The 14,538-nt window shown below is 51.6% G+C and carries 14 protein-coding genes; 5 read left to right on the forward strand and 9 right to left on the reverse strand.

Translation table 11 applies throughout. From position 1 onward, the window contains the following. Positions 1-19: 19 nt before the first annotated feature. Positions 20-1,255, forward strand: a complete 1,236-nt coding sequence (locus ACQ3G7_RS11425; protein ID WP_430889887.1) for an MFS transporter — start codon at positions 20-22, stop codon at positions 1,253-1,255. A 110-nt stretch (positions 1,256-1,365) separates the two neighbouring features. Here the strand turns inward: ACQ3G7_RS11425 and ACQ3G7_RS11430 are convergent, their stop codons facing one another. Both ACQ3G7_RS11430 and ACQ3G7_RS11435 read right to left on the reverse strand, forming a co-directional pair. After that, positions 1,366-3,006: a methyl-accepting chemotaxis protein gene (locus tag ACQ3G7_RS11430; RefSeq protein WP_430889888.1), complete on the reverse strand. Its 1,641-nt coding sequence runs from the start codon at positions 3,004-3,006 to the stop codon at positions 1,366-1,368. Positions 3,007-3,338: 332 nt separating this feature from the next. Continuing rightward, complete coding sequence (locus tag ACQ3G7_RS11435) at positions 3,339-5,312, reverse strand: methyl-accepting chemotaxis protein (protein ID WP_430889889.1); 1,974 nt, start codon at positions 5,310-5,312, stop codon at positions 3,339-3,341. A gap of 904 nt (positions 5,313-6,216) precedes the next feature. On the opposite strand from ACQ3G7_RS11435, the gene ACQ3G7_RS11440 reads away from it, so the two are divergent. Next, a complete protein-coding gene (locus ACQ3G7_RS11440) occupies positions 6,217-7,410 on the forward strand; it encodes a zinc-dependent alcohol dehydrogenase (RefSeq protein ID WP_430889890.1) in 1,194 nt (397 codons plus the stop codon). A 57-nt stretch (positions 7,411-7,467) separates the two neighbouring features. Beyond that, positions 7,468-7,974, forward strand: a complete 507-nt coding sequence (locus tag ACQ3G7_RS11445; RefSeq protein WP_088237868.1) for a 2-oxo-tetronate isomerase — start codon at positions 7,468-7,470, stop codon at positions 7,972-7,974. A gap of 6 nt (positions 7,975-7,980) precedes the next feature. Here ACQ3G7_RS11445 and ACQ3G7_RS11450 read toward each other — a convergent pair whose 3' ends face one another. The 7 genes from ACQ3G7_RS11450 to ACQ3G7_RS11480 all read right to left on the reverse strand — a co-directional run bounded on the left by ACQ3G7_RS11450 (position 7,981) and on the right by ACQ3G7_RS11480 (position 12,852). Next, complete coding sequence (locus ACQ3G7_RS11450; protein WP_134318085.1) at positions 7,981-8,118, reverse strand: DUF2474 family protein; 138 nt, start codon at positions 8,116-8,118, stop codon at positions 7,981-7,983. Beyond that, positions 8,118-9,128 carry a cytochrome d ubiquinol oxidase subunit II gene (cydB, locus tag ACQ3G7_RS11455; RefSeq protein WP_430889891.1) on the reverse strand — a complete coding sequence of 337 codons (1,011 nt, stop codon included), beginning with the start codon at positions 9,126-9,128 and terminating at the stop codon, positions 8,118-8,120. Before cydB ends, ACQ3G7_RS11450 begins: the two co-directional genes overlap by 1 nt. After that, positions 9,128-10,528: a cytochrome ubiquinol oxidase subunit I gene (locus tag ACQ3G7_RS11460; protein WP_430889892.1), complete on the reverse strand. Its 1,401-nt coding sequence runs from the start codon at positions 10,526-10,528 to the stop codon at positions 9,128-9,130. Before ACQ3G7_RS11460 ends, cydB begins: the two co-directional genes overlap by 1 nt. A gap of 64 nt (positions 10,529-10,592) precedes the next feature. Then, positions 10,593-11,468, reverse strand: coding sequence for a manganese catalase family protein (locus ACQ3G7_RS11465; protein ID WP_263100603.1), 876 nt, complete (start codon positions 11,466-11,468; stop codon positions 10,593-10,595). Positions 11,469-11,490: 22 nt separating this feature from the next. Next, a complete protein-coding gene (locus ACQ3G7_RS11470; RefSeq protein WP_430889893.1) occupies positions 11,491-11,997 on the reverse strand; it encodes a ferritin-like domain-containing protein in 507 nt (168 codons plus the stop codon). A gap of 71 nt (positions 11,998-12,068) precedes the next feature. Further along, entirely contained in the window at positions 12,069-12,566 is a 498-nt protein-coding gene (locus ACQ3G7_RS11475) for a YciE/YciF ferroxidase family protein (protein WP_430889894.1), read from the reverse strand. Positions 12,567-12,669: 103 nt separating this feature from the next. Further along, entirely contained in the window at positions 12,670-12,852 is a 183-nt protein-coding gene (locus tag ACQ3G7_RS11480) for a con-10 family general stress protein (RefSeq protein ID WP_061496377.1), read from the reverse strand. 673 nt (positions 12,853-13,525) lie between these two features. Between ACQ3G7_RS11480 and ACQ3G7_RS11485 the strand changes: the two genes are divergently transcribed. Further along, positions 13,526-14,029, forward strand: a complete 504-nt coding sequence (locus ACQ3G7_RS11485) for a hypothetical protein (protein WP_430889895.1) — start codon at positions 13,526-13,528, stop codon at positions 14,027-14,029. Positions 14,030-14,038: 9 nt separating this feature from the next. Next, positions 14,039-14,485 carry a DUF421 domain-containing protein gene (locus tag ACQ3G7_RS11490; protein ID WP_430889896.1) on the forward strand — a complete coding sequence of 149 codons (447 nt, stop codon included), beginning with the start codon at positions 14,039-14,041 and terminating at the stop codon, positions 14,483-14,485. The last annotated feature ends 53 nt before the right edge of the window (positions 14,486-14,538 follow it).

The following is a 14,538-nucleotide window of genomic DNA, read 5'->3' on the forward strand; positions in this document are numbered from 1 at the left end:
GATAAAGATGAGAAACGTTATGGCACCCGTGTTATCTGGTAGTGATGGGCGTTTATTGCAGCACCGTTCGTTTGTGGCGTTCTGGCTGGCGCGAACCAGCTCCAGTTTTGGTTTCCAGATGTTATCAATCATCGTCGGCTGGCAGATTTACTCCCAGACGCACAGCGCGTTCTGGCTGGGAATGATTGGTCTGGTACAGTTCTTTCCCTCGGTGACGCTGGCGTTGCCCGCCGGGCATATCGCCGATCAGTTCGACCGGCGGCGGGTGGTGTTGCTCGGGCAGATCTGCGAATGGGTGGCGATTGTGCTGCTGGCGTGGCTGACATGGAAAGGCAATGCCAGCGTCGGCGTGATTTTGCTGCTGATTTTTGTGATTTCCTGCGCGAAAACCCTTGAATCCCCGGCCATGGTCTCCATGCTGCCTGCGCTGGTGCCGACGGCGATTTTACCCCGCGCAACGGCGGCAAACGCGGTCTCCGGCCAGGCGGCGCAGATTGTCGGCCCGGCACTCGGCGGTTTTTTGTATGCCGCAGGCGCGGATGTGGTCTACATCACTACCGCCGGGCTGTATCTGGTGTCGCTGCTATTGGTGATCACACTGCGTTATGAACAAGCGCAGCCGAAACGCACCCCGGCGACGCTGTCATCGCTGTTTGCGGGCGTGCACTTTATTCGTAACCGCCCGGATGTGCTGGGGGTTATCTCCCTCGATCTGTTTGCGGTACTGCTCGGCGGTGCAACGGCGTTGCTGCCGATTTTTGCTCACGATGTGCTGCATACCGGGCCGATTGGCTTAGGGTTGTTGCGCAGTGCGCCAGCGGTGGGTGCTCTGCTGGTGGGCTTCTGGTTAAGCCACCGAGCGCTGAACCGTCGCGTCGGGATGATCATGTTTTTTAGCGTCGCCGGTTTCGGCGTCGCCACACTGGTCTTCGCCTTCTCAAGCTGGATGTGGCTCTCCCTGCTGGTGCTGTTTGCGCTGGGCGGCTTTGATATGGTCAGCATGGTGATCCGTGGTTCACTGGTGCAACTGGATACGCCTGATGATATGCGCGGGCGCGTGAATGCGGTGAATTCGATCTTTATTAATACCTCTAACCAGCTTGGCGAATTTGAGTCCGGGATGCTGGCTGCCTGGCTTGGTGCGGTGCCGGCCGTGGCAATTGGCGGTATCGGTACGTTGCTTGTGGTGGCGCTATGGATGAAGTGGTTCCCCGGTTTGCGCCATCGTCAGCGGCTGGAGAGCAGTGCAGGGTAGGGTGTCAAACGCAAAAAGCACTGCCACGTGAAATCAGTGGCAGTGAAGAAGCCTGCAACCCTACCGGGAGAGTGGGAGCGGCAGGCCGGCGCGCGAAGCAATATCTATCATCAGAAGGTTTCCCAGCCTGCGTCTCCCGAGGAGGCGGTCGCGGCTGCCAGTCGTGATGTCCGGCTGGCGGCACTGCGTGGGGCAGCGCTCTGCTGTGCGCCAGGCAGGCGGAAGACATTGACCATCTCTTGCAGTTTTGTCGCCTGATCTTCCAGGCTGCCGGCGGCAGCGGTGGACTCCTGAACCAGCGCGGCGTTCTGCTGCGTGGTGGTGTCCATTTCGCTCATCGCCTGGGCAATCTGCGAGATACCACGGTTTTGTTCGTCCGATGCGGCAGCAATTTCCTGCATCAGATCTTTCACCTGGGTGACCGAGTGGACAATACCGCTCATGGTTTCCCCGGCGAGATCCACCTGGCGGGTGCCTTCCGCTACCTGTGCCACGGATTCGTGGATCAGGGTTTCAATTTCTTTTGCCGCCTGGGCACTACGCTGGGCAAGGGAGCGAACTTCACCTGCCACCACTGCAAATCCGCGCCCCTGGTCACCGGCGCGGGCCGCTTCGACGGCGGCGTTAAGCGCCAGGATATTGGTCTGGAACGCAATGCCGTTAATCACTGAGGTAATATCAGCAATACGGTGTGAACTGTCGCTGATATCTTTCATCCGCGCCACCGCTGTACTGACCACGCTGCCACCCGTGCTTGCGCTGTCGGATGCGGCTATCGCCAGCAGACTTGCCTGTTGGGCGTTCTGCGCGTTCTGTTTCACGGTGGAGCTTAACTCTTCCATACTGGCGGCGGTTTCCACCACGGCCGCGGACTGCTGTTCAGTACGGGCAGCTAATTCGTTATTGCCGACGGCAATCTGGTTTGCCGCTGTACTGACCGAATGCGACGCGGAACGTACCATTACCAGCGCTTCCGACATGCGGTTAAGCAGGGCGTTAAAGGCGGAGATGGCCATGCCGATTTCATCCTGACGACCGGCGTCCAGGTTTTTCTCAAGATTCAGGTTCTCGCTGATGTGGACCATGCCGTCTTTCATCGCGTTAAGACGGTTGCGGATATTAAGCACGGTCAGCAAACCAAAGATACCGAGCACCAGCGTGGCGACCAGCGTTGCCCCGGCAGAGAGGACCATTGAATGTTGAATTAACGCTTTGTTAGCCTGGTTTGACTGCTCGACCAACTGGGCGTTGTAGGCGATCTGGTCGGTAAAATCTTTTGCCAGTTGGCTGATTTTACTGGCCACCAATCCCCCGGAACGCATGGTGGCAGCAATGGCGTTACGATCGTTTGTCTCGGAAATTTTAAAATACTGATCCATCACGCCACGGAAACTTTCTAAATCAGCCTGCGTTTTCTTTGATAATTCCAGGTCGTGTTGATCGGAAATCAGGTCACTGAGGTAATGCTGATGCATAGCGGAAAGTTCGTCATAGACTTTTATGGCTTCTTGCTTAATTGCGCTCATCTCTGTATCGCTTTCAGCCAGGCCATGCAAATAGAGCTGCGAACGGACAGCGGTGACTTTAAACATTTCTTTATTCATTGCATCCAGACTGGGCAATATATTGGCCTGGAAATATTCTGTTTCATTGCCAATTTTTGACAATGACATCATGGCTATGACGTTGGTAACAATTAGGCTGATAATTAAAAGCGAAAAGGTCAGTAATAAGCGTTTGGTAATGTTCATAAATACTCCCGGTATTGTCAGTGCTATCGTTCAATTTTTATTGAGAAAACATCAGGCGGGAGTCCTTCCACAAACACATTGCCATATCTGTCTGGCATCACAACGAGGTTGTTTTGAGAATATACCTTATATTTACTGCTTCTTTTAAAATAATATTGTGGGGGTTCTCACAAAAAAAGAAGCTTAAGAAATATTAAGGTGTTGAATCTACAAGCTAAATTAATTACTCTGCTACGCTTTGTTTTCGTAATCTCCGCCATGGTGTTTATTTCTGTTGAATTCCCTTTGTCGCAGCACCGACAAAGGGATAATAAATAACGGGCGTTATTACATTAATGATGCTCATGTCGCGTCGAGAGTTTTTGTAATACCGTAAGCTGTGCAACGGCTTCCTGCATAGCATCCATTCCGGAAGTTAATGCATGCAGGCTGCTCAGATGTTTGGCTATATTCTCACGCTCATGGGTGGTTTTATTACTCATCGCGGCAATGGTGTCAGCAGCGGTAATAGAGTGCTGCGCCATATTACTGGCGGTTTCAACCGTATTGTTGGCGACGGCGCGAATACGCGAAATGGTGCTTACCGCCTGGTTAATATTTTCTGCCGTCGCATCCGCCTGTTCTTTAGAGGAGTGCGCGAGTCGTCTGACCTCGGTTGCCACCACCGCAAACCCCCGACCGGCCTCACCGGCACGCGCCGCTTCTACGGCGGCATTTAACGACAGCAAGTTGGTCTGGAAGGCAATATTGCTGATACCGCTGGTAATGTCATTAATACCGGCGGAAATTTTTTCCAGGTCATCCAACCCCTCGACTAAACGGTTCTGCGCTTGCTGGCTCTGCATGGCGATATCACTGATGGAGCGAATACTGTTTTCGGCTATGCCCAGCGTTTCATTCTGGGTTTGTGTTGCCGCTTCCAGCATGGGCAGTGCCGCCATCAGCGGAGCCAGTTTTTGCTGGTAGGCGACAACGCGATTAATCACCCCGGTCTGAAAATCATTGAGCGCCTCCCAGCGGCGCAGCGCACGTTGGGCGTAATGCCCGGCATAGCTGGCATATTCGACAGGGAAGTGGGTCATGGCTTTGACGTTATGGTTAAAAAATACCAGCGCCGATAAGGTCTGGTTAATCGGCACGCCGAGAATTTCGCCGAAGCTGGAGAAACCCGCCGCCGGTAAGCCTTTAAAGAAATGGGCGTTATGCAACTGCGACTCGCTGCCGAGGCGGCGCAAGATACAGTCGTTCATCAGGATCGCCGCGGGCTTGCCCAGCGGGGCAATAAAGTTCTTCCAGTCGTGCAGGGTGGTTTGCTTAAAGTCGGTCTCTTCCAGCAGATGCAGGCGGTCGCCAAACTCCAGGTCACAGAAAAAGTGGACGCCATCGTCATCAATCTTGGCCACTGAACGGATAAAGTACTCATCACCGACTTTGACGCCGAACGTTAATCCCTTCAGCCCCTCTGTCAGGTGTTGCTCATCGCAACGCAGATGTTCCGCCAGCGCGGTCGTGAAATATTGCTGCTGGCCCTGTTCATCAAAGACTGACGTGACCGTGCGCGCGACCGGATCGGCCTGCGCGACAAGCCAGCTTTTCTTCAGTGGCTTAAAGTTCTGGCTTTTAAAGGGGGCGAACGATTTACCGGCCGCCATTTTACAAAAAATGATCACTGCTTTGCCTTGCAGCACCTTACCGCCCACGCTTATCCAGGTACCGTCAAACGCCAGTTTACCGCCCGCAGAGCCGCCAATGGCCAGGCACGGAAAACGGCCGCTGTTATACCAGGCCTGCATCAGGAAACCTTCGGATGCAGACAAGCCATCGCAATAGATCATGGCAAACGTGCGGTCGGAAGATAGCGGCATTTTAACTTTCAGCCGGTCCAGCTCTTGCGTAATGGCTTTAATGCGATCGGTCGCGGTATGTGTATTTTTGACATGCAGATCAACGATATGTACTTCGTGTTCAGCGATCAGATTGTTGGGCAGCATCAACCAGCTACCTTGTTGCCCTGCGCCATCGCAATAGGTGGTCTCCCGGCAACTGCTGCTCAGTGCGCCGCTGGAAGAGAGCGTCACGACCGTCAAATGGGAAGAGGAGAAGCGCTGCCAGGCCTGGCTGACACGTGAGTAGTCGGCATTGGGCGGCACAAAGGTCATCAAAATGCCTGCTGCGCTGTTGCTTAATCCCGCTGCTGATAATGACGCGGGCAGATTCTGACAATCATAAGTACCATTGGCGGGATGGTGACGACCGCGAAGCAGTGAGGCGCCAGGAATTTTTTTTATCGCCGTGAGTACAGACATATTTCACCTTTGTTTTTATTGGGTTAATCAACAAATTATAGGGCGGACATCCTGGTGAATTTATGGGGCTAAACGGCTAATCCTTGCGATAGCGCTTAGTAGAGTTAATTGTGAATGTGCGATCTTTTTTGTTATTCATTCTGCACTGTTATCGCCCGCCGCTTACATAACTTTAATAGGTTATTCACAAATGATGTTGCTGTATTGGTCGGATCATCATTATTTGTTTGGTGATGGAAAATGTGCTGTCAATACTGTGATCTTGCTCATAAGAACATTCTCAATCATTGGGGGTTATAAATTACAGGATATATTCCTTAACTATTAGGGCGTTGATTTCTGTTCCGTTGGCAATATTTTTTTATACAGTTGATTAAGTCGCTGTTTTAGCACGCCAGCGTTTTTCAGGGCCAGCCTGCGTCAGGATAACGGGGCTCTTTTCATCGACGTGCTATGGCAGCGACGAATGTCTTGTTCGCTTTCTGAGCATTGATAACGTGAATATCGCCACTGATGAATGTGAGTCGACAGTGACGGGAAAAAAGAAACGCCGCTGGTTCTGTTCGTTAATAACCCCTCGTGGATATTCCCGATAATAAGAAAGAAAGCGAGCGAGAATTTTCTGTTTTATCAGGTGATGATTTATTTTTTACGCCGTTGCGCTTGCTGTCTTCATATTATTGTTCTAAGCGTATTCGTTTCTGTTGCTATCTTATTTTTGCTCTATTCTTTATATGGTGTTGATGATTTGCATGGCGATTTTTAAATAGTCAGTACGTCAATGTTTTTATCATTCAACAAAAAGTAGTGAGTGCATAAATGATTATTTTTGTGTTTATGCTCGCTCATTTTTATTACGGCTTCGTCAGTCAATATTGGCTTGTTATTTACGGGAGAACACGCAATGAGAGCACTTACCTGGCATGGTCCGCATCGTGTGAAAGTCGAAAACATGCCCGATCCGGGTTTAGCCGCGCCGGACGATATCATCCTGCGCGTGACGGCAACCGCGATCTGCGGTTCCGATTTGCACCTTTATCGCGGCAAAATACCCGGCACGCATCATGGAGATATTTTCGGGCATGAATTTATGGGGGAGGTCGTTGAGGCAGGCCCCGAAGTGAAAGCCGTCAGCAAAGGCGATCGCGTGGTTATCCCATTTGTTATCGCTTGTGGAGACTGCTTTTTCTGCCGTCTGCAACAATATGCTGCGTGCGAAAAGACCAATAGTGGCAAAGGTGCGACGCTGAACCGCAAAACCATTACGCCGCCTGCTGCCCTCTTTGGCTACAGCGATATGTATGGCGGGATACCCGGCGGGCAGGCCGAATATGTGCGGGTGCCAAAAGCTAATACCGGGCCATTTAAAGTGCCGGATACCTTGCCGGATGAGAAAGTCTTATTTCTCTCCGATATCCTCCCTACGGCCTGGCAGGCGGTCAAAAATGCTGAGGTGAAACAGGGCTCAAGTGTTGCGATTTACGGTGCAGGGCCGGTGGGACTGCTGACGGCGGCATGTGCGCGACTGAATGGCGCAGAACGGATTTTTATCATTGATCATAATGATTACCGGCTGGCGTTCGCACAGCAACGCTACGGCGCAATTCCCATTAACTTTGATAAAAACGACGATCCTGCCGCCTGGATAATTGAGCAGACGCCGGGCAATCGGGGCGTGGACGCGGTGATTGATGCCGTTGGCTTCGAAGCGAAAGGGAGCCTGACCGAAACGGTGCTAAGTACCTTGAAAATCGAGGGCAGCAGCGGGAAAGCGCTCAGACAGTGTATTGCCGCTGTGCGCCGCGGTGGAATTGTCAGCGTGCCTGGTGTGTATGCCGGGTTTATCCATGGCTTCCTGTTCGGCGACGCCTTTGATAAAGGTCTCACCTTTAAAATGGGCCAGACGCATGTTCACGCTTACTTACCGGATCTGCTTAACCTGATTGAGCAAGGGCATCTGACGCCGGAAGAGATCGTCACACACCATATGCCGCTGGAAGAGGCGGCGCGTGGCTATGAAATCTTCGAAAAACGCCAGGAAGAGTGCCGCAAGGTGATCCTGGTGCCAGGCATGAGCGCCGCAAAGGCGACACTGTAAGTTGGCTTCACGGCGGTGGAAGTCAGCACCGCCCTATTTACACAGAGGGAAAAAGTGATGACGACACCATCTCTATCCATCGCCAATGAACTGGGGCGATTGTTACAGGAAAAAAAGTTGCAACTGGCGACTGCGGAGTCGTGTACCGGCGGACTGATAGCCTCTGCGTTGTGCGCGGCAGAAAATACTCCGGCGTTCTACGGTTGCGGGTTTATCACCTATACCGACGAGGCGAAAATTCGATTGCTTGAGGTCAGCGCCGGGACGATAGCAACGCACACGGCGGTGAGCGAACAGGCGGTAAAAGAGATGGCCGCAGGCGCACAGCAACGTTCGGGGGCGCATGTCAGCCTGGCGGTAAGTGGTTATGCCGGACCGGAGGGGGGAGAAGATGGCACGCCAGTGGGCACCATCTGGTTTGCCTGGCAGCTTCCCGACAATACGCTTTCGACGAAAGTGAAGCATTTTGACGGCGACAGTGAAGCGATTATTAAGCAAGCGACAAGTTATGCCATGGGAACATTAATCATGTTATTAGCCGGGTACGGTGAGGCCAGGGAATAACCTTTTTTAGCCAGTACGAAGACCGGCGAATGACATCAGAAGTTTAATCAATGTGCTGGCAATAAAGAGTGCCAGCACGCTACTGAACCACAAAAAAATAAACCACATCACTTTCCTGGCGGTGGCCTGAGGTTTATTTAACATCAGTGATATCCCTCCCCGGGATGAATTTTCCCGCGAAACACGTAATAACTCCATGAGGTATATACCAGGATCAGGGGAATGATCAGCAGTGCACCTACCAGCATAAATCCCTGACTTTGCGCCGGAGCGGCGGCTTGCCACAGTGAAATATCCGGCGGAATAATATTCGGCCATATACTGATGCCGAGGCCGCTGAAACCGAGAAAGATGAGCCCAAGCGTGAGGATAAAAGGCAACATGTGGTAGTGGGGCTGTTGCAGCATTCGCCAGAGGCAGAGGCTCAGTATCACAACCAGTAACGGAACGGGGGCAAAAAACCACAGATTGGGCTGGCTGAACCAGCGCAAGGCAATGGTGTGGTGTGCCAACGGAGTCCAGATACTGATAACGGCGATGGCCAGCAATAAGGCGAGCAGCAGCGTCCTGGCAGCTGTGCGCATCGTATACTGCAAATTCCCCACACTCTTCATGACCAGCCAGGTGGAGCCGAGCATGGCGTAGGCGACAACCAGCCCGATGCCGCAAAACAGATTAAACGGCGTAAGCCAGTCCAAAGCACCGCCGCTGAAGGTGCGCTCGCTGACAGGGAAACCGTTGATCACCGCGCCGACAACGATCCCTTGTGCAAACGTGGCGAGCAGGGAGCCCGCGAAGAAAGACCGGTCCCAAAACGATTTGTGAGCGGGCGTTGCTTTAAAGCGGAACTCAAACGCAACGCCGCGAAAAATCAGCCCGATCAACATAAGTGTGAGAGGAATCGCCAGGGCATCGGCAATCACCGCGTAGGCGAGGGGAAATGCGCCAAAAAGTCCGGCGCCGCCCAGGACCAGCCAGGTTTCGTTGCCATCCCATACCGGAGCGACGCTGTTCACCATGATGTCGCGCTCAAGCGGATCCTGAATCGCAGGGAAAAGAATACCAATCCCCAGATCGAAACCGTCCATTACGATGTACATCAGCGTGGCGAAAACGATAATGACAAACCAGATCAGTGATAAGTCGATACCCATTAGTGATTCTCCTCGCCCTGTAACCGTTCCCCGGTGGCAGACAACGGGCGCGCCGGTCTGCCATCTTCCGGGGGCTCGTCGATCGGATGCGGCCCTTTTTTGATCAGCCGCAGCATATAGCTGTAACCCACGCCGAATACCGAGCTGTAGACCACAATAAACAGCAGCAGACTCAGGCTCATTTGCAGCGTGCTGTGCGCAGACACGGCGTCTGCGGTCCGCAGCAGTCCATACACTACCCAGGGTTGCCTCCCCACTTCGGTGGTCACCCACCCGGCGAGGATCGCCACCAGACCGGCTGGCCCCATCCACAGCGCAAAATGAAGAAAAGGCCGGGTGTGGAATAAACGACGCCGGTATCGCAACCATAATGCCGCGAGACCCAGAACAATCATCAGTACGCCCATGCCCACCATCAGTCTGAATGACCAGAAAACGAGGGTGGAATTGGGCCGTTCCGCTTTGGGGAAGGATTTCAGTGCCGGAACCTGCTCATTTAATGAGTGGGTGAGAATCAGGCTGCCGAGCGCCGGGATTTCCACCGCATAGCGGGTGCGCTCCTGTTCCATATCAGGCAGGCCGACGAGGATCAGTGGTGTGGCTTCCCCTGGCGGATTCTCCCAATGTCCTTCAATGGCGGCGATTTTCGCGGGCTGATGTTTAAGGGTATTCAGACCATGCATATCGCCAACAAAGGCCTGCAAGGGCGCGACAATCAGCACCATCCACATCGCCATTGACAGCATTTTGCGTATGGCGGAAGCGTCCCTGCCGCGCAACAGATGCCAGGCCGCAGAAGCGCCGACCAGCAGCGCGCTACTGAGAAACGCCGCAATGGTCATATGCAGCAGGCGATACGGAAAAGAGGGATTAAAAATGACCGCCAGCCAGTCGGTTGGCACAACCTGACCGTTTTCAATGGTGAAGCCTTGCGGTGTGTGCATCCAACTGTTGGATGCCAGGATCCAGAAGGTGGACATCAACGTGCCGAGTGCCACCATGCAGGTGGCGAAAAAATGCAGGCCTGGACCTACCTTATTCCAACCGAACAGCATCACGCCGAGAAAACCGGCTTCGAGGAAGAAGGCGGTCAGCACTTCGTAGGTCAACAACGGGCCGGTAATACTTCCGGCAAACTGTGAAAATCCGCTCCAGTTGGTGCCGAACTGGTAGGCCATCACCAGACCTGACACCACGCCCATGCCGAAATTAACGGCAAATATTTTTAACCAGAAATGGTAGAGCGCACGCCAGTCGCTATTTCGTGTTTTTAACCAGAGTCCCTCCAGAACCACAAGATAGCTGGCAAGGCCGATGGTGATGGCCGGGAAAATGATATGAAACGAGACGGTAAAGGCGAACTGTAGTCTTGCCAGATGAAACGCATCCCATGCAAACATGTGGGTCACCTTCTAAAAAAACACCCCTTGTTTAAGGGGTGTGTCGCGTAAGCAATACGGATGGTTATTCCTCTCGAGGCTCGCCGCTACCCAGTTCTGCACCGGTTAGCGGGTCGACAGCAGGATCGGATTGGGTGCGTTTAGCCATCGCTTTCACCAGTGCTTCCTGCTCCTTACTGAGCGTCACCGTTGCCAGACCATCACCGCCGTCGACCGCAGGTTGCGGATTAGCAACGTACTCGAAGTGTTCATCGCTGTTCCAACTGCCGCGCGGATCGTCCCCCTCCGACATGTTGTAATAGACATGGGTGTACTGTTCGACAGGTGGCAACTTGCCTGGAGGGAAATTATTGCGAATGGAATAGAGCGCTTTCTCAAATGACAGCTGATGCGCTGCTTCGCGCGTCATTAAGAAACCCAACGCGTCTTTGACGCCGGGATCGTCGGTGACATTGATCAGGCGCTCATAGATGATTTTGGCCCGGGCCTCTGCGGCAATATTAGAGCGCAGATCCGCCGTTACTTCGCCAATGGTATCAATATAGGCTGCCGTCCAGGGCACCCCCGCGGAATTGGTCAGCGCGGGGCCACCGCCGTACAGTAACGAGGTGATATGGCTGTCGTTACCATTCTCCGTTAACGAACGGTAAAGCTCGGCTTCATTTTCCGTCCCTTCCGCTAACTGGCCTTTTGCCCCTTTATTGAGCATACCAACCAGCGAGCCAATAATTTCCAGATGGCTCAGTTCTTCGGTGGCAATGTCCATGAGCATCTCCTTGCGCCCGGCATCTTCATCACCCAATCCCTGGGTAAAGTAACGACAAGCGGCAGCGAGTTCACCTTGAGGGCCGCCGAATTGTTCAAGCAAGAGGTTAGCCAGTCCCGGATTGGGCGCGCTGACCCGGACGGTATACTGTAATTGTTTTACGTGTCGAAACATAAAACCTCCGGTTGCGTGGTGGTTATTTCTTCGCTTCGACGCCGTCTGCTGCATCACGAAGTAAAAATTGTTCAGTGACAACAGGCAAATGTGTCAGTGCCCAATCTGCCATCGCTTCTTCTTGCGCCAGGATTTGCTCAAATACTTCTACACTGGCGGTATCGCCAACCTTTTGCGCAGCAGCAATTAACGAGGTATAAGAGGCAATTTCAAATTGTTCGAATACATAACTACTGATAGAACCTTTGACAATTTCGTCGGAGGCAAACATTCCGCCAACGGCTTGCCCCATTGCCGCCATTTTACTGGTGGCATCTTTTAATAACGAGCGACTAATACCGTTACGATCAATGACTTCTTCCAGTAATTTAATTTGCGTCTGAGTTTCAGTCAGATGTTGCGCAATGCGCGCACGCAAATCGGGGTAATTATCGATACGGTTACTCATGGCATTAAGCATAGATTCTGCCTGTTTTTCCATAGCGTGCGCATCGCGTAGCCAGTCATGATAATTTTCTTGTGGCGTCATGATACATTCCTCAATAATTAATGTGCTTAGCAGAGAAGATTAATGTCGTCGCATAGCTATTAATGAAGAGGTTATTCCACTTCCGCTTTTTGATTAATGGTCGATGTGGCTATTTGGGTGAGTAAACCATCGGTGGTTTTTTCTTCGTCTAACGTGGCGGAGAGCAATTTTTGTGCATTTTTCAGGCCCAGCTGGCTGGCGAGAGTGCACAGCGTACCGTACGAGGCGATTTCATAATGTTCCACTTTTTGCGCGGCTGCGATCAGTGCCGCATCGCGTACGCTGCCTTTTTCCGTGGCTTCGATAACTTCGTTGGCTTCGTCAATCAGTCCTTCCATTGCGTGGCATTTCATACGCTTAAGCTTAATCGAAGGTTCGGATTCGACAAGCTGATCGATACGCTCGATTTGCCCTTGGGTTTCTTCATAATGTTTTTTAAATGCCTCTGATAGTTTGCTATTTGACGCTTCCCGCGATAATTTCATGAGCGCACGGGTAAGCTGTTTTTCCGCATTGTAAATATCAGACAAAGAGTGAATGAAAAAATCAGTTAGTGAATTGACCTGCATAAATTTTCACCTCTGGTTAAACAGGGGGAATAGCGAGCCGGGAAACGGCTCGCCGTCATTGAGTAAAATTAAACGTTATGTAAAGCGGACGGGTAATTAAAACTTATTCACCCGATTTGCGGCCGCCGCCATGGCTCTGTTGACCGCCTTTTTTACCAGCTTCAGAAGCACGTTCTGGGTCATTTTTAAAATTACCGCCGCTATGTTGACCACCTTTGCGTCCTGCTTCGGATGCTTTTTCACGATCTTCTGCGAAATTACCAGAACCGCCGCGATGTTCAGCCATGTTATTTCTCCAGTTTCGTTGTTTAAATAACGACATATTTAACTACCTATGTCGTCGCTCTCGGTATCTAACTCTAGTCGGGGAGGGGAATATGTCAAAGCGGAGCGCAGCATTGTAAGGTGTATGAATTATTGATGACTTATTTGTTGTGGGTGATTGAATGTTTTTGAGGTGATGAAAACCAGGCCTTTTAAAATAAAGGTGTTAAAGGATTTTTTTTGGTGTTGTGGCAGGGAACTATTAAGAAATTTCTGTGCGGCAAGCAGGCTGAAACGCAACCGCGACACACGGTGTTTGTCGTGCGGCTAAATTTGTGGAAGAGAAAATATAATTTTATTTAATCTGTTTAAGATAAATCTGACAAAGAAAAGCCCTCAGGAACAGGAAATCCGGTCTGCACCTGAGGGCATGCAAATGCATACTCGTTACGCTAGTTAGTCTGCTAATAATTTGCGGTAATGCATTAAGAATATTCCTGTTTTTTAGCGAAACGGCAAATCGTAACCACTTGTTGGATAAGCAAACACCTAAGGAGAATTCTCTTTGTGTCCGTTATCCGCAGTCACTTGATAATCGCAAGCGGCTTACTATTCCTTTATCCAGTCAGCGGGATAAGGTCCTGTTTCGACGAATCATCAGCAGACAGGTAATCAGCGAAACGGTGAGGTGACAGATGGGGTGCAATAATGAGCGGCTTCCCGGTGTGAAAGAAAATGTGCGGGCGCTTAATGTTGAATCGACGTTTCGACGGGTTGGGTTTGTTCTGTTGTTGAGCATTATTGTGGCTGCATTGATGGGGCTTTTTTCCGGTGGCTATATCAGTTCGGCAACGACAATGAATCGCACGCACTCGTTAAAAGTGGAATATGAACGCTTTGGTCGCCTGCAAAATGAGTTCAGAGTGAAAATTTCCCCGCAATCGCTGGCCGCCGATAATTATGTCTTCAGCATCGGCGGCGCGTTCAGTGAACGTTTCCAGCCGGGTAGCGTGTGGCCGCAACCGGATCGCATGTTCAGTCAGGGGCAGACGCTTTATCTTGTCTATCACGACGTTGCCGATAAGCGTGATTTCAGTGTCCGGGTGTACGTAACCCCCTCCATGCCGGGCAAAGCCGTCAACACGGTAAAGGTCAATGATGAGCCTGAAACCCGTTTCTGGCAGTTTATTTTCCCTTAGGAGAAGAATATGGAGATGGTACTGAGAGCGCTGGCCATTTATCTTATTTTGCTGCTGGTTTTTAAAGTGGCGGGTCGTCGTGCGCTGTTACAGATGACCAGTTTCGATTTGATATTATTATTGATCATCAGTGAGGCGACGCAGCAGGCATTATTGGGGAATGACTTTTCTGTTACTGGCGCCATGCTGACGATCATTACGCTGGTGACGGCCGATATTCTGTTTGGATTGATGAAAAAATATATCTCCGGCGCGGAGGCGGTAATGGACGGCATGCCGGTCATTCTGGTGGAAAACGGCATTCCGCTAACGGATAAACTGCAAAAGGTGGATGTCTCCTGCGATGATATTTTGGTCGCCGCGCGCCAGAGTCAGGGGATCACCGAATTAGGTAAAATAAAATATGCGATTCTGGAGCGCAGCGGGCATATCTCGATTATTCCGGCCGAAGGGTAAGCTGAAAGAGATGCGTAACTGTAGCCATTTCTGCTTGCCGGTCAGAAGAGAGT

It is taken from the genome of Kosakonia sp. N21 (assembly GCF_050587465.1).
In the GTDB taxonomy this organism is placed as follows: Bacteria; Pseudomonadota; Gammaproteobacteria; order Enterobacterales; family Enterobacteriaceae.

Coding starts and splice junctions, on each gene's coding strand:
- ACQ3G7_RS11425 (WP_430889887.1), top strand. CDS start 20: ATGGCACCCGTGTTATCTGGTAGTGATGGGCGTTTATTGCAGCACCGT.
- ACQ3G7_RS11430 (WP_430889888.1), bottom strand. CDS start 3,006: ATGAACATTACCAAACGCTTATTACTGACCTTTTCGCTTTTAATTATC.
- ACQ3G7_RS11435 (WP_430889889.1), bottom strand. CDS start 5,312: ATGTCTGTACTCACGGCGATAAAAAAAATTCCTGGCGCCTCACTGCTT.
- ACQ3G7_RS11440 (WP_430889890.1), top strand. CDS start 6,217: ATGAGAGCACTTACCTGGCATGGTCCGCATCGTGTGAAAGTCGAAAAC.
- ACQ3G7_RS11445 (WP_088237868.1), top strand. CDS start 7,468: ATGACGACACCATCTCTATCCATCGCCAATGAACTGGGGCGATTGTTA.
- ACQ3G7_RS11450 (WP_134318085.1), bottom strand. CDS start 8,118: ATGTTAAATAAACCTCAGGCCACCGCCAGGAAAGTGATGTGGTTTATT.
- cydB (WP_430889891.1), bottom strand. CDS start 9,128: ATGGGTATCGACTTATCACTGATCTGGTTTGTCATTATCGTTTTCGCC.
- ACQ3G7_RS11460 (WP_430889892.1), bottom strand. CDS start 10,528: ATGTTTGCATGGGATGCGTTTCATCTGGCAAGACTACAGTTCGCCTTT.
- ACQ3G7_RS11465 (WP_263100603.1), bottom strand. CDS start 11,468: ATGTTTCGACACGTAAAACAATTACAGTATACCGTCCGGGTCAGCGCG.
- ACQ3G7_RS11470 (WP_430889893.1), bottom strand. CDS start 11,997: ATGACGCCACAAGAAAATTATCATGACTGGCTACGCGATGCGCACGCT.
- ACQ3G7_RS11475 (WP_430889894.1), bottom strand. CDS start 12,566: ATGCAGGTCAATTCACTAACTGATTTTTTCATTCACTCTTTGTCTGAT.
- ACQ3G7_RS11480 (WP_061496377.1), bottom strand. CDS start 12,852: ATGGCTGAACATCGCGGCGGTTCTGGTAATTTCGCAGAAGATCGTGAA.
- ACQ3G7_RS11485 (WP_430889895.1), top strand. CDS start 13,526: ATGGGGTGCAATAATGAGCGGCTTCCCGGTGTGAAAGAAAATGTGCGG.
- ACQ3G7_RS11490 (WP_430889896.1), top strand. CDS start 14,039: ATGGAGATGGTACTGAGAGCGCTGGCCATTTATCTTATTTTGCTGCTG.